This window comes from Acidimicrobiales bacterium, from assembly GCA_040219515.1.
Taxonomy (GTDB): Bacteria; Actinomycetota; Acidimicrobiia; order Acidimicrobiales; family Aldehydirespiratoraceae; genus JAJRXC01.
Genome location: JAVJSI010000012.1, coordinates 246,770 through 271,511 on the forward strand (window position 1 = coordinate 246,770; position 24,742 = coordinate 271,511).

Consider the following 24,742-nt stretch of genomic DNA (forward strand, 5'->3'; position numbering starts at 1 on the left):
CTCAGGTGCCTTCGGCGATGAGCTTGTCGAGGCGGAGTTCGGGCTGGTCGCCTTCGAGGCGCTGGAGCCAGTAGGGGCTCTCGAACAGGGCGAGCAGTTCGCCGTCGGAGCGATGGGTGACGGTCACGCCGGGCATGCCGCGGAGCTTCTCGGCCGACTCCTCGTCGGTCACCCGGGCGACGGTCCACGAGCACGGGATCATCTCCACTGGGGCGCCGAACTCGTTCTCGAGCCGATGCAGGGCGACTTCGAACTGGAGCGGGCCGACCGCGGCGAGAATCGGCGCCTGGTCGCCCACGTCGGGCTCGCGCAGGACCTGGATCACGCCCTCTTCGTCGAGCTGGTTGATGCCGCTGCGGAACTGCTTGGAACGCGAGGTGTCGAGGGTGCGGGCCACCCGGAAGTGGGCCGGCGCGAACGCGGGCATGGTCGGCCACACCACTTCGTGGTTGACCCATACCGAGTCGCCGACGCGGAAGTCGTTGGCGTTGACGAGGCCGACCACGTCGCCGGGCCACGCCTCGTCGACGGTCTCGCGATCCTGACCGCTGACCGACTGGGCGTACTTCGTCGCGAACGGCTTGCCCGTCGGACCGTGGGTGACGACCATGCCCCGCTCGAACCGGCCCGAGCAGACTCGCATGAACGCGACGCGGTCGCGATGGTTCTTGTCGGTGTTGGCCTGGACCTTGAACACGATGCCGGAGAAGTCGTCGTCGAGCGCACGGGGGTTGTGGTCGCGATCGAAGCGGGGCGTGGGCGACGGCACGAGGTCGACCATGGCGTCGAGGATGAGGCGCACGCCGAAGTTGGTGAGGGCCGAGCCGAAGAACACCGGTGAGAGCTCGCCCGACTCGAACCGCTTCTGGTCGAACTCGCGGCCGATGGTGTCGAGCAGCTCGACCCCCTCCTGCGCTTCGACCCAGAGAGCGCCCTCCTCGGCGGCGGCCTGCTCGGCCGACACGACCTCTTCGGGTGCCTCGGTGGCGCCGCGGGCGGTGCGGGTGTAGCGCACGAATTCGTCGCGCTGACGGTCGATGACACCGCGGAACTTCTCGCCGTCGCCCACCGGCCAGCTCATGGGCACGGGTTCGAGCACCAGCTGTTCTTCGATCTCGTCGAGCAGGGCGAGCGGGTCGAGGCTGGGGCGATCCCACTTGTTGATGAAGGTGACGATCGGGATCTCGCGGTTGCGGCAGACCTCGAAGAGCTTCCGGGTCTGGGCCTCGATGCCCTTCGAGCCGTCGAGCACCATGATCGCGGCGTCGGTGGCGGCCAGTACCCGGTAGGTGTCCTCGGAGAAGTCGCGGTGACCGGGCGTGTCGAGCAGGTTCAACACGTGGCCTCGGTACGGGAACTGGAGCACCGTCGAGGTGATCGAGATGCCGCGCTGCTGCTCGAGTTCCATCCAGTCGGAGGTGGCGGAGCGACGATCGCCCTTGGCCTTGACCGAGCCGGCCCCGGCAGTGAGGGCGCCGCCGTAGAGGAGGAACTTCTCGGTGAGCGTGGTCTTGCCCGCGTCGGGGTGCGAGATGATCGCGAACGTGCGTCGTCGCGCGGCTTCGGTGCGGGGGTCGGCCATTGGTTCAGGCTAGAGGAAGGCTCGCTCAGCTGATCGCGCTCAGCCGATCGCGCGGAGGACCACGACGACGAGCAGGATCACGGCGATCGACCCGAAGAGGATCAGGGTCTGGGAGTGCGAGCGCATGTCGAGCATCGTGCGTCGGCCGCCTCAGGTGTCGCGTTCGACGACATAGTCGGCCAGCACCCGTAGCGCCTCTCGACTGCCGTGGCGGTCGGGCAGCGCGTCAATCGCCGCGATCGCGGTCTCGAGCAGCTGCTCGGTCTCCGCTTCGGATGCCGCGACGGCACCGGTGTCGATCATCACTTGCTGGATCGCCGCGATCTCGTCGGAGCCGATCGCGGCGCCGACCTTGTCGAGCACGGCGAGCTGGGCCGGGTCGGCGGCCTGGCGAGCGAGAGCCAGCAGCACGGTCGGCTTGCCCTCGGTGAGATCGTCGCCCACCGGCTTGCCGGTGCGCTTGCTGTCGCCGAACGCCCCGAGCATGTCGTCTCGCAGCTGGAAGGCGATGCCGAGCGGCATGCCGTGCGCGGCGAGGTCATCGGCCAGGTCGGCTCGGCCGGCCAGGGCGGCACCGAGCTGGAGCGGACGGACGATCGTGTAGCCGGCCGTCTTGTTGCGCATGATCGTGTGGGCCACTTCGAGGGTGACGTCGCCCCGGGCGGTGCCGACCACGTCGAGGTACTGCCCCATGTTGAGCTCGGTGCGCAGCGAGTCCCAGATGTTGCGTACGTCCTCGGTGGCCCGGCCGACACAGCGGTCGGCCATGACCATCGCGATGTCGCCCACGAGGATGGCCGCAGCCTCACCGAAGCGACGGTCCTCGCCCTGCCAACCGCCGGCGCGATGCCGCTCGATGAAGCGGGCCCACACGGTCGCGGATCCTCGGCGGGTGGGGGAACCGTCCATCACGTCGTCGTGGACGAGCGCGAACGCGTGGAGGAGCTCGAGGGCACAGCCGAGCCCGGTGGCATCGTCGGACGCGGGGTCGCCGCCACCGATCACCCAACCCCAGTGGCAGTACGCGGGCCGTATGCGCTTGCCGCCGCCGGCGACGAAGTCCTCGAGATCGGCGAGGGGGACGTCGACGGCGGGGTCGAGTTCACGCCAGGTGGCGCGCTCGCGCAGGAAGACGTCGCGCAGCGCGGCGTCGATGCGGGTGGCGACGTCGAGCAGTTGCGCAGGGGCGTCGGTCACTCGCCGTCCAGGTCGAGGGTGATGTCGTCGTCGCCCGGCGGCGGGATCGATGCATCGGCGTCGAGCGAGGCCACGACCTTCTCGACCTGCACGCGGGCCGCGCCGATGCGATCCCTGCACAGGGTGATGAGAGTGGAGGCCCGTTCGACCCGGGACGCCAGCACGTCGACGTCGAGATCGTCGTCTTCGAGGTCGTCGAGGATCGTCTCGAGCTCGGTCATGGCGTCGGCGTAGCCGATCTCTTCGTCGCTCATTCTGGGTGCTCCGGATCGTGTGGTGACGGATCGAGATCGACGTCGGTGATGGTACTCGTGGTGGTTCCGTCGGCGACCCGGGTGGTGAGGGTGGCGCCGGGCTGGAGGTCGGCGACGGACCGCAGCACCCGGCCATCGTCGGTGCGAGTGATCGACCAGCCCCGAGCCAGCGCGATCGCGGGGTCGAGGGCCGTCACCCGCGCCTCGATGATGTCGATGCGGTCGCCGGCCCGCCGGAACGCGTGGCGACGGGCGACGTCGATGCGGGCCACGGCCAGATCGAGCTGAGCCCGAGCCCGCTGATCGACCCGTTGAGCCGACCGGGCCAGGCGCTGGGACGACTGCGCGAGTCGGGCGTCGGCCCGTTCGGTGGCGCCGAGGCCACTGCGGATCACACCGCGCCGGGCCAGCTCGACGCGATGGCCTGCACGTTCGACGGCCCGGCGTCCGCCGCTGACGACATCGCGTTCGCACTCGGCCAGGCGACCCAGCCATTCGGCGACGCAGGCGACGACCAGCTGGGCGGCCGCCGTGGGGGTGGTGGTGGCGGTGTGGGCGACCTCGTCGGCCACGCTGCGGTCGATGTCGTGACCGACCCCGGTGATCACCGGTACGCCCGCGGCGGCGACGGCCCGGGCCACGTGCTCGTGGTCGAAGGTGGCCAGGTCGGTCTTCGATCCGCCGCCTCTCGCCACGATGATCACGTCGACCCCGGCGCCGAGTGCGGCGGCGATGGCCGCAGCCACGCCCCGCTCGGCGCCGAGCCCCTGCACGGGTGTGTCGACCTCGACCAACGTGAACGCCAGCTCGCTGCGCTCGAACACAGTGGTGATGTCGGCATGGGCCGCGCTGCCGAGCGAGGTGACGACCCCCACGCGCAGCGGCACGGCCGGGATGGCGTGGCGAGCGTTGGCTCGCAGCAGCCCGTCGGCCGACAGCGCGGTGAGCAGGGCGTCGCGGTCGGCGGCCATCTGCCCCAAGGTGTAGGTGGGATCGATGGCCGACATGCGGAACTGGATCCGCCCCTGTGGCGGGTAGTAGTCGACCATCCCCTGAATGCGAATGCGGACGCCGTCGCTCATGCGGATGGGATCGCCGTGACGCTTCAGCAGCCGGTTGACCCGGTCGCGACTGTCCCGGAACAACACCACCGGCATGGTGGCGATCGGGGCGCCCCCCGGGGTGTCGGAGGGCTCGGTGAGGTCGAAGTAGACGTGGCCGTTGCGCGACCGGTTGAGGCCACTGATCTCACCCTCGACCCACACGCCATACGGCATGGCGGCATCGAGCGCGGCCCGCACGATGGCGCTGAGTTCGCTGACCGAGAGTGTCGGATCGTCCACGTCAGGCACCGTAGTGCCCGGTGCTGACAGCCCGGATCACGGCCGGGCTCAGTCGATGTCGTCGAGCTCGTCGGCGTCCTCGACGTCTTCACGGCGGATGCCGAGGACGAACAGGATCGCGTCGAGGTAGGGCACCGTGAGCGCGGTGTCGGCCGCCTCTTCCACCAGGGGCTTCGCGTTGAAGGCGATGCCGAGGCCGGCGGTGGACAGCATGTCGAGATCGTTCGCACCGTCGCCCACCGCCACGGTCTGCGACAGCGGCACGTGCCCCTCCGCCGCGATCTCGCGCAGCAGGGCAGCCTTGCGTTCGCGATCGACGATCGGGCCGAGCAGTTCACCCGTGAGCTTGCCGTCGACGATCTCGAGCTCGTTGGCGTGGGCGTGGTGGATGCCGAGGTCCTCGGCCAGCCGATCGGTGAAGACGGTGAACCCGCCACTCACGATGGCCACCGTGTAGCCGAGCCGGCGCAGCGTGCGCACGAAGGTACGAGCGCCCGGGGTGTAGCGGAGATTGGCCCGGGCCCGCTCGATGGCGTGCTCGTCGAGACCGCCGAGCAGGCGCACGCGCATGCGCAACGACGACTCGAAGTCGATGCCGCCCTCCATGGCGTCACGGGTGATCTGGGCGACCTGTTCGAGGCAGCCGGCCTCGGCGGCGAGGAGCTCGATGACCTCGTCCTGGATCAGGGTGGAGTCGACATCGAGCACGACGAGCCGCTTCGCTCGGCGGCCGAGTCCCTCACGCTGGATGGCCACGTCGATACCGGGGTTCGCAGCCGCGGTCTGGAGCAGCGTGCTGCGCAGCTTCTCGTCGTCGCCGTCGCGCACGAGCAGCTCGTAGCTCATGACCGGGTAGCGCGACAGGCGGATGATGCGCTCGATGTTGGCGCCGGCGTCGGCGATCGCGGTGGTGGCGGCACCGATCTCGGCCGGCGTGAGCTCCTGTCCGAGCAGGGTGACGACATGGCCGCGGGTCTTGGGCGTGGGCACCGAGGAGACGACGTCGAAGTCGACCTCCATGCCCTGGTCCCAGCCGAACAGCAGCACATCGCGCAGCAGGTCTCGCCCCTCGGGCACGAGCACGGCGACACCCAGGGTGAGCTGGCCGCGGATGACGATCTGCTCGATGTCCTGCACCTGCGCGTCGGCATCACCGAGCACTTCCATCAGCCCCGCGGTGACGCCGGTGTGATCGGGGCCGGTGACCCGGATGAGGACCGTCTGGTGATCCGTGGGGGGCTCGGTGGTCACCCACTCAGGGTAGGCACGTCACCCGCCTCTGCTGCGGCATCGGGCGGGGTTTTGGGGGGCTCGGCGGCGGTGGCTGTGGCGCGATCGGCCACTTCGCGACCCTCATTCACGAGATGACCGCCGACGAATCGGCGAGACCGCTCCGGCGTCCGAGGATTGAGAATGATTGATTCTTGGTCATATGACAAGAAATGTGGTCGAAAGGGTTGAACACGAACGTATGTTCGTGTACTGTGATGTCATGTTCACGGCGATCCACACGATCCTGACGGGGGTGACCACGCAGGATCGCACGCGCCAGGAGCTCGAATCCCTGGTCGGTGAGCTGGCCAGAGTCGAGGCCCATGCGGTGGAGCGCCGGCTGGCCGTGACCGCCGCCATCGATGCCCTCGATGACGGCGGAATCGGTGGTGCCGACGTCACCCGGGCCAAGGCCCGGCGGTCCACGCGAGATGCCAAGAAGGCGGCGAAGACGGCCCAGGCGCTCAACCAGATGCCGAAGACGCGGGCGGCCCTGGCCCGAGGCGCGATCACCGAGGCCCACGCCGATGCGGCGGCCGACGCAGCCGAGCGGGTGTCGCCGGCCGAAGCCGACGCACTGGCCGACGATGCGGCCGGCCGTCCGGCCGACCTCTTCGGCACACAAGCGCGGTCGTGGGCATCGGCCCGAGAGCGCGAGCAACAGAAGACCGACCGTCAAGCTCGGCTGCGGGCGGCGCGTGAGGTGTCGACCTGGACCGACGCCAACGGCATGTGGTGCCTGTTCGGCCGGTTCGACCCCGAAACCGGTCAGGAGCTGACGAAGGCACTTCGCCAGACGACCGATCGGCTGTGGCGAGAAGACGGCGGCCGTGACGGTCGCCCCGACGAGGTTCGCACTCCTGCCCAACGACGAGCCGATGCCGTCCATGAGCTGATGGTCCGTCCGGCGTCGGCCGGTTCGGGGAAGCGGCCGCACCCCAAGCACCTGGTCGGTGTGAGGGTCGATGCCGGCCGCTGCACCAGCGGTAACCCCACCGGTGTCGCCGAGTTCATCGACGGCACTCCGCTTCCGCAGTCCACCCTCGAGCGGATCGCCTGCGGGGCCGAGTTCGTCGGCATGGTGTTCGGTGCCGATGGCGAGACGCTGTGGCAAGGACGCCGCCAGCGGGTGGCCACCGAGGCGCAGTGGGCCAACCTCGTCATTCGCGATGGTGGGTGCTTCTGTTGTGGGGCCGACCCGGCGAACTGCCAGGCGCACCACATCGTTGCGTGGCAACCGCCCGGACGTGGCCCGACCGACATCGACAATCTCGTACTCTCGTGCAGCCGCACTCACCATCTGGTCCACGAGCACGGTCACCAGATCATCCGGATCGACGGGAAATGGACCCTCGCTCCACCGGGAGAGCAACGCCGGGCGGCCTGATTCGGGCGAAATGACCTGCAAGAGTGGGCTGATGCGATCTCGAATCAGGGTCCTTCGCCGTCTGGTGATCCCCACGCTGGCCTTGGGACTGCTCGCCGCGGCGTGTGGCTCTTCGCCGGACCTCGACACGGTCGTCGCACCCGACACGGCCGAGACATCCACCACGGAGGCGACAGTCACCACGGGGCCGGTCGACACCACGACCTCCACCATCGAGGACGGCCCGACCGCCACCACCGGCATCACCACCACGGCGGCGCCGCCGGAAACCAGCACGACCTCCACCACCGGGGCGCCGGAGACCACCACCACCATGAGCACGACCACCACCACGACGACGAATGCGACCGGCGAATGCTCGGCAACCGGCGTGGAGGCTCCGTCGACGCCGGACGAGCTCGGTGCCGAGGCAGCAGACACCTTCCGGGCGGTCGTCGACGCGGCGGTGGACTGCGACTACGACGGTCTCGCGGTTGCGGCGGGCGGCGACATCACCCTGTCGTTCGGCGGCCCCTACGAAGTGGCGCCGTATCTCGAAGACGCCGAGCAACGCGGCGACGAGCTGCTCCGTATTCTCGTTCAGCTTCTGGCGATGCCACCCGGGCTGTTGAACGGACCCGCCGCCGACACCGACATCTGGGTGTGGCCGACCTTCTGGGAAGACGACGAACCGGCTACGCCAGCGGAGCAGACGGCCATCGAGGCCATCTACGGCGAACCCTTCGACGAGGTGCTGTTCGAGGGCGCCTACCTCAGCCACCGCATCGGGATCGACGTCGCCGGCGACTGGCTGTTCTTCGTGGCCGGCGACTGAGACGCCGGCCGGAACCAGCCCGATCCAGGTCGGCAGCGCCGACTACACGTGGTCGGCGCGGACCAGGGTCTCGTACAGATCGTCGTAGAGGCCACCGGCCTGGCGGAGCTCGTCGTGGGTGCCGGTCTCGACGATGCGGCCGTCGTCGAGCACCACGATGACATCGGCATCGGCGATCGTCGACAGGCGGTGCGCGATCACGAGTGATGTGCGGCCTTCGAGTGCGTCGGCCAGTGCGGCCTGGACCTGGGCTTCGTTCTCGGAGTCGAGGTGCGAGGTCGCCTCGTCGAGTACGACGATGGCCGGGTCCTTCAACAGCATGCGGGCGATGGCCAGCCGCTGCTTCTCGCCACCGGAGAGCCGGTAGCCGCGCTCGCCGACGATGGTGTCGTAGGAGTCCGGCAGGGCGTCGATCACGTCGTGGATGCGAGCCGCGCGGCAGGCGTCGCGCACCTCGTCGTCGGTGGCGTGGGGACGGGCGTAGCGCAGGTTGGCGATGACGGTCTCGTGGAACAGGTGAGGGTCCTGGCTGACCACGCCGATCGCCTGACGCAACGAATCCTGGGTGAGGTCACGAACGTCGTGGCCGTCGATGCGGATGGCGCCCTCGGTGACGTCGTAGAGCCGCGGCACCAGGTTGGTGAGCGTGGTCTTGCCCGCGCCCGATGGTCCGACGATGGCCACCATCTGCCCGGGCTCGATACGCAGGTCGATGTCGCGCAAGACGTCGTCGGCCGAGGCCGTCGACTCGCCGCCGCCCAGCGACTCGGGCGTGCCCTCGGCCGGGTCCGGATAACGAAAGCGGACGTGATCGAACTGCACCGCGCCGGAGGGCGAAACCAACTCGACTGCGTCGGGCGCGTCGGTGACGGCGTTGGGCGCGTCGAGCACCTCGAACACCCGCTCGAAGGAGACGAAGGCGGTCATGATGTCGACCCGGGCGTTGGAGAGGCTCGTGAGCGGCATGTAGATGCGCACCGTGTAGAGCCCGAGCGCGACGAGGGTTCCCGGCGTGATGCTGTTGTCGATCACCAGGTGGCCGCCGAGCCAGTAGATGAGGGCTGTGCCGATGGCCCCCACCAGGGTGAGGGCGACCACGAACACCCGGCTGTACATGGCGCTGCGCACGCCGATGTCGCGCACCCGGCCGGCGCGGGCCCCGAAGTCGTCGGCCTCGGCCTGATGGCGACCGAAGAGCTTCACCAGGAGCGCGCCCGACACGTTGAACCGCTCGGTCATGGTGTTGTTCATCGAGGCATTGACGTTCATGCCCTCGCGGGTGATGTCCTGGAGACCGGCGCCCACCCGGCGAGCGGGCAGCACGAACACGGGCAGGATCACGATGGCGATCAGGGTGAGCCGCCACTCGAGCAGCAGCATGGCGATGAGGGTGCCGCCGAGGGTGATGACGTTGCCCACGACGGTGCCGAGGGTGCCGGTGAAGGCCCGCTGGGCCCCGATGACGTCGTTGTTGAGCCGGCTGATGAGGGTGCCGGTCTGGGTGCGGGTGAAGAACGAGAGCGGCATCCGCTGCACGTGGTCGAACAGCCGCACCCGCAGGTCGTAGATGAGGCCCTCGCCGATGCGTGAGCTCAGCCAACGTTCGACGAGCGACAGCGCCGCCTCGCCCACCGCGGCGACGACCATGATGATGAAGAGGGCGTTGAGGTAGCCGCCGTTGTCGTCGACGATCGCCACGTCGAACACTGCCCGGATGAGCAGCGGCGGAAGCAGCCCGAGGAACGTCGCCACGACGATGGTCGCCAAGAACATCGTGATGTGGGCCCGGTAGGGGCGAGCGAAGCCGAAGACGCGGCGGCGCGTCTCACGGTTGATGGACTTTCCATCGAGACCCGATCGGTCGGCCGACATCGAGTGCATGATCTGGAACGGACTCGGCGCAGACATCATGCGAGCCTACGTTCCGGCCCGAGCCAATGGACTCGGTCCAGTGGTCACTGATAGTGGTATGGCATGCGTGGACGTTGGATGGTCGGTTTGTTTGCGGTGGCGACCCTGGTCGCCGGTCTTCCCACGGTGGGGAGCGCCGCGGAGGGCACAGAGGCGGAGGCTCCAGAAAGCGATGCTGCGTCGAGCGCGGTGAGCGCGACGGTCAATCCGTGGCTGAAGCCGCCGACGTTCGAGGCGGTCGGTGGTCTCGCCCAGATCTCGGTGACCGACGCCGCGCCCGGCGGTGTGGTCAACCTCGGAAAGTGGTTCGAGACCGACGGCGGTGGTTTCGGCATCGCGTCGGCGGGCAGCGGGCTGATCGACGCACAGGGCAGCATCATCTTCCGCGAGCTCGATCCGGGTCTCTACCTGGCGGCCAGCGGCAACGCGATCGAGTGGGTCGTCGGCGTCGGCGACCCCGACGACTCCACTCCCGCACAGTCGTTCTACGACGATCAGCAGATCGAGGAAGGCTTCACCTACATCGAGACGCGGGACGGCACCACGCTGTCGGCCTATGTCGTCCTGCCCGGCCCGATCGAGGACGGTCCGTACCCGACCGTGATCGAGTACAGCGGCTACAACCCCTCCGACCCGCTCAGCGGCCTCGGCGGTCTCGCCGGCGGACTCGATCCCACACCGTTGTGCGGGGCCCTGCCCACCCTGTGCAAGGCACCCGCCCAGCCCGGGTCGCTCCTGGCCGGCCTGTTCGGCTACGCGACGGTGGGCGTGAACGTCCGGGGCACCGGCTGCTCCGGCGGGGCCTACGACTACTTCGACACCATGCAGGTGCTCGACGGCTATGACGTGGTCGAGGCGGTTGCCGCCCAGCCGTGGGTGAAGGACAACGAGGTCGGCATGGTCGGCCTCTCGTATCCGGGCATCTCCCAGCTCTTCGTCGCCCAGACCAACCCGCCCAGCCTCAACGCCATCACCCCGCTGAGCGTCTACGGCGACACCGCCACCGGCATCCTCGCCCCAGGCGGACTGCTCAACACCGGCTTCGCCACCTCCTGGGCCGACCAGGTGCTCAGGAACGCCGAGCCCTACGGCACCGGGTGGGTCCGTCAACTGGTCGACGACGGCGACACGGAGTGCGACGAGAACCAGCAGCTCCGGGGCCAGAACGTCGACGCCACCGCAAAGGCTCGTTCCCAGCCCTTCTACACCGACGAGATCGCCGGCCCGCTCGACATGCGCAACTTCGTCGGCGACATCGAGGCCGCCGTCTTCCTCAGCTCGGCGTTCCAAGACGAGCAGACGGGTCCGAGTTTCGGCGACCTCCTCGGTGAGTTCGACAGCGCCGAATCGGTCCGCCAGACGATCTTCAACGGCCTTCACGCCGACGGCTTTGCGCCGCAGGTCCTGGCCGAGTGGGCGGCCTTCCTCGATCTCTACGTGGCCAAGGAGGTGCCCGCCAACGACCCGGCGATCGGGCTCCTCACGCCGCTGTTCACCCAGGGGATCTTCGGGGGCACCGTTGCCCTCCCACCGAGTCGCTGGACCGACGTTGCCACCCACGCCGACGCGCTGGCCCGATGGGAGTCCGAGGATCCGATCCGCATCCTGATGGAGAGCGGCGCCGGTGGTGACCCGTACCTGCCGGTGGCCGCGTGGGAGCACTCGACCACCCAGTGGCCGCCGACCGGCACCGATGTCCAGCGCTACCAGTTCCTGGCCGACGGTCAGCTGGTCGACAAGGGCGTCGACGCCGAAGGCACCGGCGTGGCGATGCGCCCGAACCCCGACGTGAGCCAGACCCACTGGTGGGTGGGTGGCGACATCTGGTCCAACCCCACGGTGGAGTGGACACCGCAGGCCGAGGGCGAGAACGCCCGCTTCCAGACGGCGCCCCTCACCTCGGATGTCGTGATGGCCGGCACCGGCAGCGTCGACCTCTGGATCCGGTCGGATGCCGACAACGCCGAACTCGAGGTGTTGCTGAGCGAGATCCGGCCCGACGGCCAGGAGGTCCGGGTGCAGACGGGGCAGCTCGAATGGGCCTACCGCCGCCTCGACGCCTCGTCGACCGAACTCCAGCCGGTCCAGTACGGCCGCGAAGAGAACTACACGCTCCTCGAGCCGGGGGTGTGGTCGCTCGGCCGCATCCAGATCCCCGCCTTCGCTCATGCGTTCCGGGCCGGGTCGTCGATCCGGCTCACGGTGAACACCCCGGGCGGCGACACCGCCCGTTGGGAGTTCGAGCTCGACGGTCCGGGGGCCGAGGCGACCCATGTCATCGGTACCGGCGTCGGCCATCAGTCGTCGATCGCGCTGCCGGTCATCAAGGGTCTCGCGGCACCCACGCCGCTGCCCGCGTGCAACTCGTTGCGCGGCCAGCCGTGCCGTACCGCGCCGCCCATCGTGAACCGGGTCGTCGACGGCGACTTCTGTTCGGTCTCGCAGTGCCCGCTGCCCGAGGTGCTCGACCCGGCCGGTATCGACCCGGCCCGGCCGTCGGAGTACGTCCTGCCCGCGGACTACGACCCGGCGAAGGAGTATCCGCTGGTGGTCGTGCTGCACGGATTCGGGGCCAACGGACCGATCCAGTCGGCGTACATGGGCGTGACCGGGCAGGTCGACGAGCGCGACTTCATCCTCGTGCATCCCAACGGTACGACCCTGCCGAGCGGTCAACGGTTCTGGTATTCGGGCGCGTCGTGTTGCGGCACCGCCCAGGACGATGTCGCCTACATCACTGCCCTCATCGACGAGGCCAAGGCGACGTTCAACGTCGACGACGAGCAGGTTTATCTGTGGGGTCACTCCAACGGCGGCTTCATGAGCTACACGATGGCCTGCGCGGCGAGCGAACAGATCACCGCGATCGTGTCGCTGGCCGGGTCGAGCTTCAACGATCCCGCAGACTGCGCACCGCAGACCGATCCGATCAGCGTGCTCCAGGTCCACGGCGACGCCGATGCCACGATCTCCTACGAGAGCACCGCGTTCTCGCCGGGTGCAATCGACATGTTCGAACGTCACTCCGAGTTCCTGGGCTGTGACGCCTCGGTGACCGGTACCCGCGACGATCTCGACCTCGACCAGAACATCGAGGGGGCCGAGACGGCCGTGCAGTACCGCGAGGACGGTTGCGCCGACGGCACATCGGTCGAGCTCTGGACCATCGCCGGTGGGTCGCACATCCCGTTCTTCACCCCCGCGTATTCCACGGCGGTACTCGACTGGTTGTTCGCCAAGCGCGGCTGACCTCACCGATAGCGTGGGCCGAATGCAGCGGCCGAACAGCGACCCCGGGTGGGGTGACGCGCTCAAGCGAGTACCGGCGGCCCTCGTTCCCACGCGCGGGATGCGGATGGCGGCCGGCGGCACGAACGGGCTGACGATCATGCGGCTGGTGTGGATCACGTTCGTGGCATCGATGCTGCTGATCGGTGTTGCCGTGTTCGCGATCGACCGGGCGCTGCCCGGGGGTGGGGCCGACGGCCGGGTGGTGGCCATGGTGGTGGCCGGGCTCGGCGTCTTCGCCCAGGTCGCCGCGATCCGGTTCGTGCCCGCGATCACGGGCACGACGATGCCGGCGGTGCGAGCGACCGCACAACGGGCGTTCTTCCTGCGCATCGCCTTCGCCGAGCCGGCCGCCCTGCTCGGCTTCCTCGGTTTCGTCCTCAGCGGCAATGCGGCTGTCTACGTCGTGGGGTTCGTGGTCGGCATGGCCGGTATGGCCGACGCCGCGCCCACCGCGAGCTGGATCGCCGACGGCCAGAAAGAACTTCAGGCCTCGGGTTCTGATGTCGAGCTGCTCGCTGCGCTCGTGAGCGGCGGCATCACCCGCTGACTCAGCACCAGAGGAAGTCGTGGACGGCGATCCATTGGAACGCGGTCCAGTTGGAGTTGTCCTGGTGACGGATCTCCAGGCGGGTGATCGCCTGATCGAAGACGACCTCGACGTTGCCGTTGGATCCGCTCGTCGACGTGTTGCCGCGCACGGTGTTGGCCGACACCACCGTCTGGGCACCGCCGACGTTCATTGCCGACGGATTGATGGTGCCGGCGCCGTTCGAGCCGATCACCCGAACGGTGTCTTCCCAGCTGGAGGACGCTCGGTCGACGTCGATGAGCCAGAAGGTCGGACAGACCGGCACGCTGAACGTGAAGACGAGGTCGACGTAGTTGCCGTTGCGGGCGTTGTTCATGCCGGTGACGACGGGATTGTCTCGTCCGTTGAGCCCGCCGTTGAACACGAAGCCCCGATAGCTCGGGTCCTGGCGACCCCAGGGGTCGCTGATCGCAAAGGTGATCGAGACGGAGCCGTGGTCGGAGAGGAAGCTCGACGGCAGTCGGCTGTTCGCGAAGCGGGAGAAGTCGACCTGGCGCGTGGGGACGAGGCAACTTCCGGCGGCAGCGGCGACGGCGTCGAGCGACAGGATCGAGGGCGCGGCCCAGATCGCCGCCGACGCGGCGGCGCCGGACTTCAGCAGCGTGCGTCGGCTCGTCGCCGAACGGTCGCCGACGGCGAGTGTGGAATCTTGCTCCATCGGTGCTGGATTCGGTAGAAACCGGGTGGAATTGAGGGGTGACGCCCGAAAGTGTCCCTACGGCGGTGTCGGGTCTGGGAGGCTCGCGGGATGGACGCAACCCGCCGAGCCGAGAAACAGCGACTCCTGGCCGAGGCGGCCCGCCGAGCCGGGGCCTACCTGGACCGCGACGCGGAGGCGCCGGTGTTCCCCTCGGCCGAGAGCGAGGCGGCCCTGGACGGTTTGACCGACCGATTGTCCGACGATGGGAGCGATGCGATGGACGTGCTGGCACAGCTCGACCGACTCGGTTCCCCCGCCACGGTGCGCACCAACGGCGGGCGGTACTTCGGTTTCGTCAACGGGGGAAGCGAACCCGAGGCCCTCGCGGCGAATGTCCTCGCGTCGGTGTGGGACCAGAACGCGGCTCTTCCGGTGATGTCGCCCGTCGCGGCCCGGCTCGACGAGATCGCGTCGCGATGGATCGTCGAGATCCTGGGGCTGCCGGCGGCGGCGACCGGCGGGTTCTGCGCGGGAGCGGCCGTGGCCAACCTCACCTGCGTCGTCGCCGCCCGCGACGCGCTCCTCATGCGGGATGGATGGGACGTCGCCGAGCGAGGTCTCGTGGGCGCGCCGCCGCTCCAGATCGTGGCCTCGGAGGAGATCCACATCGCCGTCCTCAAGGCACTGCGGGTGGCCGGACTCGGCACCGGATCGGTGACCTTCGTGCCGACCGACGACGAGGGGCGGGTTCGGGCCGACGCCCTGCCGCCGCTGGGCCCCCGGGCCCTCGTGCTGCTTCAGGCGGGCAACGTCAACACCGGCCACAGCGATCCGTTCCCCGCCGCGGCCGACGCCACGAGCGCGGCCGGCGGTTGGCTCCACATCGACGGGGCGTTCGGTCTGTGGGCCGCCGCGTCGCCCACTCGTCGTCGCCTCGTCGCCGGCGCCGAACGGGCCGACTCGTGGGCGGTCGACGCGCACAAGTGGCTCAACGTGCCCTACGACTCGGCGCTCGCGGTGTGCGCCCGGGGTGAGGACCTGCGCCGGTCGATGGCGATGAACGCGGCCTACCTGCCCGCGGACGCCGCACGAGCGTCCATGCACCTCGGGCTTCAAATGTCGCAACGGGCTCGGGCCGTCGACACCTGGGCGGTTCTCGCCACGAAGGGCCGTCGTGGTGTGGCCGAGATGATCGATCACACCTGCGAGCTCGCGGCCCGCATGGCCGACGCGCTCCGGGCCGAGGGTGTGCAGTTGCTGGCCGAGCCGGTCCTCAATCAGGTGCTGGTGGCGTTTCGCGACGACGCCACCACGCTCGCCACGATCGCGGCGGTACAGGACGGGCGTCGCGCCTGGGTCGGGGGCACGGTCTGGAAGGGCCGACAGGCCATGCGCATCAGCTGCTCCGACACCATGGCGACGACCGTCGATGTCGACGATGCGGTCGATGCGATTCTGCGGGCCTGGCGCTCGGTCGAGGTCCAAGCCGACGAGTAGCCCCGGGCCTCCGGGATCACTCCAGGATGGCGTCGGTGGGGAGCGCGACGATGCCGGTGGCCCCGATCCCGCGCAGGTCGGTGAGGCGCGCCCACAGATCCTCGCGTCGCACCACGAGGTGGACGGCGACGAGGTCGTCTCGACCCGAGAGCGGGAGCAGCGTGGGTGCGGCCAGGCCGGGGAAGATCGTGCGCAGTTGATCGATGCGGTCGGGCGCGATGTGCATCATCAGGTATTGCCGGCTGGTGGCGGTGCGGGCGGCGTCCATGCGCAACAGAAGCCCGGCGACCTCGGGGGACTCGCTCGTGGGTGGATGCGCGAACACGGCCTGGCACGAGGCGGCGACCTCGATGGCGTGCAGCGAGTTTCGGCGGAGGCTGTTGCCCGTTTCGCGGAGATCGACGATGGCGTCGGCCAGCCCGCGTGCACAGATGCCCTCGAGGGACCCGCCCATCGCCACCACATCGATGGTGATGTTCTTGGACTCGAACCAGCGACGAGTCCAGTTCGGCAGGTGCGTCGCCACGGTCTTGCCCGCGAGGTCGGCCGCCGAGACGTAGGGCGCGTCGGTGCGACAGGCCAGGACGAGATCGGACCTCGAGAAACCGAGGTCGATCGCGGGCCAGGACTCGATCTCGTTCTCCAGCGCAGTGTCGGTGGAGATGAACGCGGCATCGAGGCGTCCGGCCCGGAGCCAGGCGGCCGCGTCGCGGGGGCGCATCTCGATGAACTCGATGTCCTCGACGACGAGCGCCGCGTTCTCCGTACCGAGCTGGCGGAGGTTGTAGCCCGCATGGCGCAGGAGGTCGAAGACCCGATCGCGCAGACGGCCCTTGGACGGGACGGCAACGCGGGCGCTCATGAGCGGCGACCTTCGAGCACCGCGAACACGTCGCGCAGCGGCACGTCGACGGCGACCAGCCCGACCATCAGGTGGTAGAGCAGGTCGGCGGCTTCCTGCGCCGTGAGGGCGGGGTCGTTGGTCGGTCGACCGAGCTCGAGACAGACCTCGAACGCCTCTTCCATGATCTTGCGCTGGGCGAGCTCCGGGTCGACGAGCAGCTGGGCGGTGTAGGACTCGTCCGGACTGGCGGTGCGCCGCGCCCGGAGGACCTCTTCGAGTTCGTCGAGAATCACCGCATCACGCTACGGGTCGTGGACGCCGAGGATGCACGGTCAGGCCGATCGACCCGACAACGCGGTGGCGAGCCCGAGCCCGAGGTAGACCGCGCCGGCCGTGGTCTCGCTACGGCGGGCGAGACGGGGGGATCGGCGCATCCGAGATCCGAGCCAGCCACCGGCGAGTGCGTAGACGCCGTCGGTGACGAGGCCGAGGGCGACGAAGACCGCCCCGAGGGTCATCAACTGGGTGGTCGTGCGGCCGGCGTCGATATCGACGAACTGGGGCACGAAGGCCAGGAAGAACACCGCGGTCTTGGGGTTCAGGATGTTCAGCACCACGCCGTCGGCGAAGATGCGGCGTGACGATCGGGGGGCCACGACCGCCGTGTCACCGAGCGCGCTGCGGGCTTGAAGCGCGCGGATGCCGAGGAAGACCAGATACGCGGCACCGGCCAGTTTCACCGCCGTGAAGGCACCTGACGAGGCGACGAGAACCGCCGAGAGACCGAGCACCGCGGCGGCGATGTGGACGAGGGTGCCGACGTGGATGCCGGCCACCGAGACGAGACCGGCGCGCCGTCCCTGACTGGCACTGCGGGCGACGATGTAGAGCACGGCCGGCCCGGGGACGAGCAGTAGCAGGAGTGCGGCACCCGAGAAGAGCAGGATGGTCGTCGGATCGGGCATCCGTGCAAGCTACGTGGTGCCGCCGCTCGCCGGTACCGTGTTTCGCCATGGGCAGGGCACTCGATCATCTTCTCGACATCCTCGATCTCGAGCGGATCGATGCCGACATCTTCCGGGGACAGAACGAGACCAGCGACTGGTTCCGGCTCTTCGGGGGTCAGGTGGCGGCGCAGGCGCTCTGTGCGGCGCAGCGCACCGTTGACGAGCACCGAGTGCACAGTCTGCACGGGTACTTCCTGCGCGGCGGTGACCCGAAGACCCCGGTGACCTACACCGTCGACCGCATTCGCGACGGTCGGTCGTTCACGACCCGCCGAGTCGTGGCGCTCCAGAACGGCAAGGCGATCTTCAACACCTCGATCTCGTTCCACGGCCACGAGGACGGCTACGAGCATCAGGACCCGATGCCCGACGTGCCCGAGCCCGATGGCCTGCCCACCTGGGCCGACCGGGCAGAGGAGCTCGAGGGCAGGATTCCCGAAGAGCTACGTCAGTGGATGCTGCGGGAGCGGGCCATCGACACCCGGTCGGCCCTGTCACCGAGCATGTTCTCCAACGAGGCCAGTACCGAGCCGAATCCGGTCTGGATCCGGGCCAACGGCGATGTGCCCGACGACCCCGACATCCATGCCCAGCTCATCACCTACGCGTCCGACATCGCCTTCGTCGACAACATGTATCGACCGCATCGGCGCCGGGAGTCGCCCGGCGTGATGTTGGCCAGCCTCGACCACGCGCTGTGGTTCCATCGTCCGGTTCGCCTCGACGACTGGTTGCTCTACCACCAGGACAGCCCGAGCGCGTTCGGCGCCCGAGGATTCGCCCGCGGGGCGATCTTCGATCGCGACGGCACCCATCTCGCGTCAGTGGCGCAGGAAGGTGTGATGCGCGAACTCGACCCCGACAAACCCGGCCGGCACTAGGTCGCGGGTGCGACGTCAACCACCGAGGTGGCGGTCCCAGCCGGGCCATCCGTGCTCGCGTGCGTGACACGGGCAGCCGCATCGGAATCCGGTGCGCCGCCGTCGGCCGTGCTCGCCTCGGGCCACCAACCGGAGCAAGCTTCGAGTACACCGCAGAGAGTGACTGTCGCACGCGGAGATGTCGGGTCGGTTGCGATTCGATGACACCGGGATCTGGAGCGCGATCCGGATCGTCGGAGGTCCATGCATGACACCGCCGCCGTACTCACCGCACCCGGACGCCGACCGCGATCCCGCCGCTCGCCCCACTCTCGGCGTGGTCGCGTCGTACTCGGCCTGCTGGTGGTCGTCGCACTGTTCGCCGCCGCCTGCGGCGACGACGGCGACGAGGCCGACTCGGGTGAGTCGGCCTCGACGGATGATGCCGACCGAGACTTCGTGGACGGTGACGGCGACAGTGATGACGGCGACAGCGACAGTGACAGTGACGGCGACAGTGACAGTGACGGCGACACCGAGTCCGATGCGTCCGACGAGGACGGGTTCTTCGCCGAGGAGCCGTCCCCGACTGCACCCGACGGGGACCGCCTCGAGGGCAACGAGTTCGAGGACTACGGCATACGTCCGTTCGTCGAAGCCGACGAGGACGACCGGTCCACGTTCGCGCTCGACGTGGACACCGGTGCGTACACCGTCACTCGTCGGTGGCTGGACGAAGGCGTGCTGCCCGACCCGGCTTCGGTGCGGGTCGAGGAGTTCGTCAACGCCTTCGACTACGGCTACGACCCACCGAGCGAAGGCCTCTCGCTGCACGTCGACGGCGCGCCGTCGCCCTTCGACGACGACAACCTCCTGGTGAGGATCGGCGTGCAGGCCGAGGTCGTCGATGACGACGACCGGGCGGATGCAGCGCTCACCTTCGTGGTCGACACCTCGGGTTCGATGGATCGCGACGACCGCCTGGGCCTGGTCAAGGAGTCGCTCGAGGAGCTCGTCGACGAACTCCGAGACGACGACACCGTCGCCATCGTCATCTACGGCGACGACTCCACGGTCGTGCTCGAGCCCACCGCGGTGCGCAACGACGACGAGATCTTCGACGCCATCGACGACCTGCGCCCGGGTGGCTCGACGAACATGGAAGCGGGCCTGCTCACCGGCTACCGACTGGCCGAGGAAGCCTTCGTCGAGGGCGGGATCAATCGGGTGATCCTGGCGTCGGACGGCGTGGCCAACGTGGGTCTCACCGATCCCGACGGGCTGACCCGGGAGATCACCGATCGCGCGATCGGCGGCATCCAACTCGTGACCGTCGGGTTCGGTATGGGCAACTTCAACGACACGCTCATGGAGCAGCTGGCGGATCAGGGCAACGGCTTCTACGCCTATGTCGACGACCGCGACGAGGCCGAGGAGCTCTTCGAGAACGAGCTGGTCGACACACTCACGCCGATCGCCCGCGACGCCAGGATCCAGGTGATCTTCGACGCCGACGTGGTCGACGAGTACCGACTCATCGGCTTCGAGAACCGTGGTGTGCTCGACGACGACTTCCGCAACGACGACGTCGACGCCGGCGAACTGAACTCGGGCCACACGGTCACCGCGATCTACGAGGTCGACCTGCGCGCCGGTGTGGACCGCAGCGACGACATCGGCGAGATCACGCTGCGCTGGTTCCCGGCCGGGGGCGGCGACGCCGTGGAGATCGACGACGACATCGAGGTCGACGATCTCGCGGACGACTGGCGAGACACCGACGCCGATCTCCGTCTGGCCACGGTCGTGACGGTGTGGGCGGAGCTGCTGCGCAACAGCCCCTACGCCGATGACTTCTCGTTCGACGATGTGGCCGACGAAGCAGCGCGCCTCGACGACGAGCTCGAGACCGAGGAGAGCGACGAACTCGCCCGGCTCACGGAACGGTCGGCCGAGCTCAGATGAGGGCGTGGGCGTCGGCGACGACGCGGGGCGCGCCGGCTGCCTCCAGGCGGGTGCGCAGCGCAGGCCGGCAATGGCGGCCGCCGACGAAGCCCACCACGTCCATGCCGGCCGCGAGCGCGGCGGTGATGCCGTGGGGGCTGTCCTCGATCACCAGGCACCGCTCGGGGGCCACACCGAGGCGCTCGGCCGCGAAGAGGAAGAGGTCGGGGGCGGGCTTGCCCCGGTCGACCATCTGGGTGGAGAAGATGCGATCGGCGGTGAAGTGCTGCGCCAGGTCGGTCAGATCGAGCGACAGCAGTATGCGGTCGATGTTGCTGCTGGATGCCACGCACCGAGGAAGGGTGAGGTCGCGGAGCAGCTCGGGCATGCCGGCCACCGGCTGGAGCTGCTCGGGAAACGCCGCCAGTGCCTCACGCTGGATGCGCTGGTTGAGTTCCTCGGGCACGGGTCGGCCGAACTGCTCCTCGAGCAGGGCCATCATGTCGGGGTAGCTCAGGCCCACGCATCGTTCCGCGACCTCGTCGACCGTCATCGGGAACCCGGCCTCGGTCAACAGGGTGGCTTCGATCTCGATGACGATGGCCTCGCTGTCGACGAGCACGCCGTCGCAGTCGAAGATGACGAGTTCGGGGGAGTTCGACACGGCGACACCGTAGGTGCCCGCAGTCCGTCGGTGGCGGCGCCTCGCCGAGGTCAGGCCGTCTGGGCACCCTCGCCGCGGGGAACCACCCACGACGTTGCCGTCTCGACCGGCGAACCTTCGACCCGGACATCGTCGACATGACGGAAGTCGGCCCGCCACGCGTCACGGGTGACGGTGTGTTTGACCCACCCCCGCTTGGCGTTGTCGGCCCACTTGATGTGCGGGTTCTCGGCGAGCACGGCAGGGAGCACCGCGCCGAGCAGGTCGTTCCCGGATGACGAGACGGACGTGCCCACGAATTCGGCTCCCATCGGTGCCGACCCGGGATCGCGGTAGTCGGTCATCACGTTGCTCACACCGCTCGCGTGGATGTCGCCGGTGAGCACGATGTTGTCGTTGGGGCGCCGGGTGCGCATGGTCTCGAGCACCTGCTCGCGGGCGTGTGCGTAGCCATCCCACTGATCGAGGTTGTAGAACTCGGGCGCACCGGGGAACAGGTCCATCCTGGAGAAGACGACCTGCTGGGCGAGCACCGACCAGTCCGCTCGCGAGCGGGCGATGCCCCGGTCGAGCCAGCGCTGTTGCCGGGCCCCGAGCATCTCGCGCGATTCGTCGGCGACGGGCTCGCATGGGGGACCCACCTCGCCGCACTGGTCGGCCCGGTACTGGCGGGTGTCGAGCACGAAGAAGTCGGCGAGGCGACCCCACGGCATGTGCCGGTGGATCCTGAAGTCCACGCCCCGGGGTGCCCGGGCGCGGAAGGGCATGTGCTCCCAGTACGCCTTGTAGGCCGCGGTGCGGCGGGCCGCGAACGCCGCCGGATCGGGTGTTGCGCTGCCGATCTCGGGCACGAGACCGGCGTGGTTGTTCTCCACCTCGTGGTCGTCCCACGTGAAGAGCCAGGGCGCCACCTCGTGCGCAGCCATGAGCGATGCATCGCTCTTGTAGAGCGCGTAGCGGTTGCGATACTCGTCGAGGGTGATCGACTCGGGCAGCGGGTCGCTGCGGACACCACCTCCCGGTGACTCGTAGATGTAGTCACCCACGTGCACGACCAGGTCGGGGGCCGACGCCACCAGGTCGTCGTAGGCGGTGTAGTAGCCGGCGTTGTAGCGCTGACACGAGACCAGGCCGAACACCAGCGATTCGGGTCGGGCATTGGATCGAGGGGTCGTTCGGGTGCGGCCGGTCGGTGAGACGTGATCGCCGACGCGGAAGCGATACCAGTAGTCCCGGTCGGGTCGCAGGCCGCGCACGTCGACGTGCACCGAGTGGCCGTGTTCGGCCTGCGCGCGGGCCCGGCCCCTGCGGACCACCTTGGCCATGGCGGGGTCGTCGGCAACCTCCCATTCGACGCGGTAGGTCTCGTCGGCCATCCCGCCGCCGTCGAGGGGGTCGGGTGCGAGCCGGGTCCAGATGACCACGCCATTGGCCAGGGGATCTCCCGACGCGATGCCGAGGGTGAACGGATAGTCGACGATGGGTGGCTGAGTACGAGCGGCCACCGGTTCGACCGACCCGAGCGAGACGACCCCGGCCGTCGCGCCGACCATCGCACCACCGACGACCGCCCCGCCGACGACGAAGGATCGGCGGGTGATCTCGTGCCGGTCGTTGCTCGTGTCGGACGCGGTGTGGTTCTTGCTCATGATGGCGTCACCGTAGGTCAGGGGGACGTCGTCGTCCTCCCGAACGGGCTCTCTTCGAAGTCCTCGAGCCGGCGCACGAACGCCTCGAGGAGTTCGTGGAGAGCCGCCCGCACGACACGACGCCCGAACAGGGCCGTCTCCGGCGATCGCCGATGCTGCACGGGTGGCTGATAGTCGGCTCGCAGGGTCACCTCGGTGGTGGCCGCGGGACCACGGAGGACCAGGGGTCGGATGTCCAGATGGATGTCCACGCTCACGAGCAGCCGTTTGGTGGCGTTGCCCTCCCAGGTGAAGTCGAGGCGTGCGTGGTTGTCGTCGCGGACGAACGGGCTGGCCGCGAGTTCGGGCTCGTGTCCCTCGTCGAACCCGGGAACGGTGTCGTCGGCCGCCTCGACGATCGCGGCGGATCGTTCGGACGCCGCGGTTCCGACCAGTTCGAGGATCTCGTCACTGTGACGGTCGAGCAACCAGCACACGTCGGCGTAGCTGCGGCGCACGAAGGCGGTGTGCTCGATCCTGCGCACTACACCCGCTCGTAGTCGCTGAGCCGGGCTTCGGCCATCTCGGTGCGGAAGCGGTCGAACGGAAACGGCCACGCGAACGGGATGCCTCGGTCGTCGAGGTACCAGCTGCGACAGCCCGTTGCCCACACCGTCTTCTTCGCCGCCTCGACCCGTTCTTCCTCGAACGCCTCGGCTGCCTCGGCGGTCGGGGCGACGACGGCGAGCTGCTCGGCGGCCACCATGTCGACGAGCCCGAGGGTGTAGTCGAGCTGGAGCTCCGCGGTCTGGATGAGTGAGAAATTGCCGACGGGGCTGTTGGGTCCGTTGAGCATGAACAGGTTGGGGAAGCCGGGCACGGTCACCGACAGGTAGGCGCTGGGGCGGTCGCTCCACGCATCGTCGAGCAGCACGCCGTCGCGGCCGACCACGGTCATCGGGCGCAGGAACCGATCGACCTGGAACCCGGTCGCCATGACGATGATGTCCAGATCATGGTGGACACCTTCGGCGTCGACGATGCCGGTCTCGTCGATGCACCGGATCTGGCCGGGAACCACGGTGACCGACGGCTTCTGTACGGCGTCGTAGAAGTTGTGCGAGATCACCAGTCGCTTGCACGCCGGGGTGTAGTCCGGCCGCAGCAACTCTCGCAGCTCGGGATCGGCGATCTGGGTGTCGAGGTACTCGGTACAGCGCTGCGCGATGGCGGAGACCAGGTCGGACTTCCCGTCGAGCACGCTCGTGGCGAAGCCGTCGTTGAACGCCTGCTGCATCGACTCGTGCATCTCGCGCAGCAGGTCGGCGTCGGTGCGCCACGCCTGCTTCTCCTCCTCGGTGTAGGCAACCTGGTCGACCGGGCTCACCCACTGCGCGGTGCGCATGAAGACCTTGAGCTCGGCGGCGACGTCGGCGAGTGCGCCGGTGATCTGCACGCCGGTCGAGCCGGTGCCGACGAGCCCGATGCGTTTGCCGTCGAGCTCCACCTCGTGGTCCCAACGGGCGCTGTGGAAGAGAGGCCCGGCGAACGTGTCGAGACCCTCGATGGTCGGGATGCTCGGGTGATGGAGGATGCCGGTGGCGGCGATGACGAAGTCGACCACCACGGAATGGCCCGACGCGCCGGTGACGGTCCACCGACGGTCGTCCTCGGACCAGATGCAGCTCACCACCGGATCCTCGAATCGGATCTGGGGCCGCAGGTCGTACTTGTCGGTGATGCGTTCGAAGTACTCCTGGATCTCCGCGCCGGGCGAGCAGAGATAGCTCCACTCGGGATTGAGGTCGAACGAATAGCTGTAGATGTGGCTCGGCACGTCGCAGGCGATGCCGGGGTAGGTGTTCTCGCGCCAGGTGCCGCCCACGGTGGCGGCCTTCTCGAAGATCGTGAAGTCGTAGCCTCGCTCCTGGAGCTTCACTCCGGAGGCGATGCCGGACATCCCGGCACCGATGACGGCGAAGGTTGGCTCATGGTCCATCGCGCGACTCTGCCAGGCC

General features: G+C 68.8%; 21 protein-coding genes. 7 read left to right on the top strand and 14 right to left on the bottom strand.

All coding sequences use genetic code 11. The features are described from left to right. Position 1: 1 nt before the first annotated feature. The 5 genes from RIB98_12025 to serB form a co-directional block, all read right to left on the bottom strand. Positions 2 to 1,582: a peptide chain release factor 3 gene (locus tag RIB98_12025; GenBank protein ID MEQ8841699.1), complete on the bottom strand. Its 1,581-nt coding sequence runs from the start codon at positions 1,580 to 1,582 to the stop codon at positions 2 to 4. A 150-nt stretch (positions 1,583 to 1,732) separates the two neighbouring features. After that, complete coding sequence (locus RIB98_12030) at positions 1,733 to 2,779, bottom strand: polyprenyl synthetase family protein (protein MEQ8841700.1); 1,047 nt, start codon at positions 2,777 to 2,779, stop codon at positions 1,733 to 1,735. Further along, positions 2,776 to 3,033 (bottom strand): exodeoxyribonuclease VII small subunit, encoded by a 258-nt coding sequence (xseB, locus tag RIB98_12035; protein ID MEQ8841701.1) that lies wholly within the window; start codon positions 3,031 to 3,033, stop codon positions 2,776 to 2,778. The genes RIB98_12030 and xseB overlap by 4 nt, the downstream gene beginning before the upstream one ends. Beyond that, positions 3,030 to 4,376 carry an exodeoxyribonuclease VII large subunit gene (gene xseA / locus RIB98_12040; GenBank protein MEQ8841702.1) on the bottom strand — a complete coding sequence of 449 codons (1,347 nt, stop codon included), beginning with the start codon at positions 4,374 to 4,376 and terminating at the stop codon, positions 3,030 to 3,032. Before xseA ends, xseB begins: the two co-directional genes overlap by 4 nt. 48 nt (positions 4,377 to 4,424) lie before the next feature. Continuing rightward, the gene (serB, locus tag RIB98_12045; GenBank protein MEQ8841703.1) at positions 4,425 to 5,627 is read right to left on the bottom strand and encodes a phosphoserine phosphatase SerB; all 1,203 of its coding nucleotides are present in this window, start codon (positions 5,625 to 5,627) and stop codon (positions 4,425 to 4,427) included. A 241-nt stretch (positions 5,628 to 5,868) separates the two neighbouring features. On the opposite strand from serB, the gene RIB98_12050 reads away from it, so the two are divergent. Both RIB98_12050 and RIB98_12055 read left to right on the top strand, forming a co-directional pair. Continuing rightward, positions 5,869 to 7,035: a DUF222 domain-containing protein gene (locus RIB98_12050; GenBank protein MEQ8841704.1), complete on the top strand. Its 1,167-nt coding sequence runs from the start codon at positions 5,869 to 5,871 to the stop codon at positions 7,033 to 7,035. A 31-nt stretch (positions 7,036 to 7,066) separates the two neighbouring features. Continuing rightward, positions 7,067 to 7,849: a hypothetical protein gene (locus tag RIB98_12055; GenBank protein MEQ8841705.1), complete on the top strand. Its 783-nt coding sequence runs from the start codon at positions 7,067 to 7,069 to the stop codon at positions 7,847 to 7,849. A gap of 42 nt (positions 7,850 to 7,891) precedes the next feature. Here the strand turns inward: RIB98_12055 and RIB98_12060 are convergent, their stop codons facing one another. Then, on the bottom strand, positions 7,892 to 9,757 hold the full coding sequence (locus RIB98_12060) for an ABC transporter ATP-binding protein (GenBank protein MEQ8841706.1): 1,866 nt from the start codon (positions 9,755 to 9,757) through the stop codon (positions 7,892 to 7,894). A 66-nt stretch (positions 9,758 to 9,823) separates the two neighbouring features. Here RIB98_12060 and RIB98_12065 point away from each other — a divergent pair, with 66 nt between their 5' ends. Beyond that, positions 9,824 to 13,009, top strand: coding sequence for a CocE/NonD family hydrolase (locus tag RIB98_12065; GenBank protein MEQ8841707.1), 3,186 nt, complete (start codon positions 9,824 to 9,826; stop codon positions 13,007 to 13,009). Positions 13,010 to 13,031: 22 nt separating this feature from the next. Then, positions 13,032 to 13,598 carry a hypothetical protein gene (locus RIB98_12070; GenBank protein ID MEQ8841708.1) on the top strand — a complete coding sequence of 189 codons (567 nt, stop codon included), beginning with the start codon at positions 13,032 to 13,034 and terminating at the stop codon, positions 13,596 to 13,598. A 1-nt stretch (position 13,599) separates the two neighbouring features. Here RIB98_12070 and RIB98_12075 read toward each other — a convergent pair whose 3' ends face one another. Then, the gene (locus tag RIB98_12075; GenBank protein ID MEQ8841709.1) at positions 13,600 to 14,298 is read right to left on the bottom strand and encodes a hypothetical protein; all 699 of its coding nucleotides are present in this window, start codon (positions 14,296 to 14,298) and stop codon (positions 13,600 to 13,602) included. A 90-nt stretch (positions 14,299 to 14,388) separates the two neighbouring features. Here RIB98_12075 and RIB98_12080 point away from each other — a divergent pair, with 90 nt between their 5' ends. Then, a complete protein-coding gene (locus RIB98_12080) occupies positions 14,389 to 15,777 on the top strand; it encodes a pyridoxal-dependent decarboxylase (protein MEQ8841710.1) in 1,389 nt (462 codons plus the stop codon). Between the two features lie 16 nt (positions 15,778 to 15,793). Here the strand turns inward: RIB98_12080 and hisG are convergent, their stop codons facing one another. The 3 genes from hisG to RIB98_12095 are packed head-to-tail and all read right to left on the bottom strand — an operon-like array spanning position 15,794 to position 17,586. After that, complete coding sequence (hisG, locus tag RIB98_12085) at positions 15,794 to 16,639, bottom strand: ATP phosphoribosyltransferase (GenBank protein MEQ8841711.1); 846 nt, start codon at positions 16,637 to 16,639, stop codon at positions 15,794 to 15,796. Further along, positions 16,636 to 16,914, bottom strand: a complete 279-nt coding sequence (hisE, locus tag RIB98_12090; GenBank protein MEQ8841712.1) for a phosphoribosyl-ATP diphosphatase — start codon at positions 16,912 to 16,914, stop codon at positions 16,636 to 16,638. Before hisE ends, hisG begins: the two co-directional genes overlap by 4 nt. Before the next feature lie 39 nt (positions 16,915 to 16,953). Continuing rightward, complete coding sequence (locus RIB98_12095; protein ID MEQ8841713.1) at positions 16,954 to 17,586, bottom strand: LysE family translocator; 633 nt, start codon at positions 17,584 to 17,586, stop codon at positions 16,954 to 16,956. Positions 17,587 to 17,633: 47 nt separating this feature from the next. On the opposite strand from RIB98_12095, the gene RIB98_12100 reads away from it, so the two are divergent. Both RIB98_12100 and RIB98_12105 read left to right on the top strand, forming a co-directional pair. After that, complete coding sequence (locus RIB98_12100) at positions 17,634 to 18,509, top strand: acyl-CoA thioesterase II (GenBank protein ID MEQ8841714.1); 876 nt, start codon at positions 17,634 to 17,636, stop codon at positions 18,507 to 18,509. A 243-nt stretch (positions 18,510 to 18,752) separates the two neighbouring features. Further along, positions 18,753 to 20,453, top strand: coding sequence for a von Willebrand factor type A domain-containing protein (locus RIB98_12105; protein MEQ8841715.1), 1,701 nt, complete (start codon positions 18,753 to 18,755; stop codon positions 20,451 to 20,453). Here RIB98_12105 and RIB98_12110 read toward each other — a convergent pair. Genes RIB98_12110 through RIB98_12125 form a run of 4 tightly spaced genes read right to left on the bottom strand, consistent with a single transcriptional unit; the run spans position 20,446 to position 24,723 of the window. Next, the gene (locus RIB98_12110) at positions 20,446 to 21,096 is read right to left on the bottom strand and encodes an HAD family hydrolase (GenBank protein ID MEQ8841716.1); all 651 of its coding nucleotides are present in this window, start codon (positions 21,094 to 21,096) and stop codon (positions 20,446 to 20,448) included. The two genes, RIB98_12105 and RIB98_12110, sit on opposite strands and share 8 nt — an antisense overlap. 50 nt (positions 21,097 to 21,146) lie before the next feature. Continuing rightward, positions 21,147 to 22,745, bottom strand: coding sequence for an alkaline phosphatase D family protein (locus RIB98_12115; protein MEQ8841717.1), 1,599 nt, complete (start codon positions 22,743 to 22,745; stop codon positions 21,147 to 21,149). Positions 22,746 to 22,762: 17 nt separating this feature from the next. Further along, a complete protein-coding gene (locus tag RIB98_12120) occupies positions 22,763 to 23,269 on the bottom strand; it encodes a hypothetical protein (GenBank protein MEQ8841718.1) in 507 nt (168 codons plus the stop codon). Further along, positions 23,269 to 24,723, bottom strand: coding sequence for an NAD(P)/FAD-dependent oxidoreductase (locus tag RIB98_12125; protein MEQ8841719.1), 1,455 nt, complete (start codon positions 24,721 to 24,723; stop codon positions 23,269 to 23,271). Before RIB98_12125 ends, RIB98_12120 begins: the two co-directional genes overlap by 1 nt. Between the last annotated feature and the right edge of the window lie 19 nt (positions 24,724 to 24,742).

What these genes read in the sequence shown, in the direction of transcription:
- RIB98_12025 (MEQ8841699.1), bottom strand. Translation starts at nt 1,582, where the DNA reads ATGGCCGACCCCCGCACCGAAGCCGCGCGACGACGCACGTTCGCGATC.
- xseB (MEQ8841701.1), bottom strand. Translation starts at nt 3,033, where the DNA reads ATGAGCGACGAAGAGATCGGCTACGCCGACGCCATGACCGAGCTCGAG.
- RIB98_12050 (MEQ8841704.1), top strand. Translation starts at nt 5,869, where the DNA reads ATGTTCACGGCGATCCACACGATCCTGACGGGGGTGACCACGCAGGAT.
- RIB98_12055 (MEQ8841705.1), top strand. Translation starts at nt 7,067, where the DNA reads ATGCGATCTCGAATCAGGGTCCTTCGCCGTCTGGTGATCCCCACGCTG.
- RIB98_12060 (MEQ8841706.1), bottom strand. Translation starts at nt 9,757, where the DNA reads ATGTCTGCGCCGAGTCCGTTCCAGATCATGCACTCGATGTCGGCCGAC.
- RIB98_12065 (MEQ8841707.1), top strand. Translation starts at nt 9,824, where the DNA reads ATGCGTGGACGTTGGATGGTCGGTTTGTTTGCGGTGGCGACCCTGGTC.
- RIB98_12070 (MEQ8841708.1), top strand. Translation starts at nt 13,032, where the DNA reads ATGCAGCGGCCGAACAGCGACCCCGGGTGGGGTGACGCGCTCAAGCGA.
- RIB98_12075 (MEQ8841709.1), bottom strand. Translation starts at nt 14,298, where the DNA reads ATGGAGCAAGATTCCACACTCGCCGTCGGCGACCGTTCGGCGACGAGC.
- RIB98_12080 (MEQ8841710.1), top strand. Translation starts at nt 14,389, where the DNA reads ATGGACGCAACCCGCCGAGCCGAGAAACAGCGACTCCTGGCCGAGGCG.
- hisG (MEQ8841711.1), bottom strand. Translation starts at nt 16,639, where the DNA reads ATGAGCGCCCGCGTTGCCGTCCCGTCCAAGGGCCGTCTGCGCGATCGG.
- RIB98_12095 (MEQ8841713.1), bottom strand. Translation starts at nt 17,586, where the DNA reads ATGCCCGATCCGACGACCATCCTGCTCTTCTCGGGTGCCGCACTCCTG.
- RIB98_12100 (MEQ8841714.1), top strand. Translation starts at nt 17,634, where the DNA reads ATGGGCAGGGCACTCGATCATCTTCTCGACATCCTCGATCTCGAGCGG.
- RIB98_12105 (MEQ8841715.1), top strand. Translation starts at nt 18,753, where the DNA reads ATGCATGACACCGCCGCCGTACTCACCGCACCCGGACGCCGACCGCGA.
- RIB98_12115 (MEQ8841717.1), bottom strand. Translation starts at nt 22,745, where the DNA reads ATGAGCAAGAACCACACCGCGTCCGACACGAGCAACGACCGGCACGAG.
- RIB98_12125 (MEQ8841719.1), bottom strand. Translation starts at nt 24,723, where the DNA reads ATGGACCATGAGCCAACCTTCGCCGTCATCGGTGCCGGGATGTCCGGC.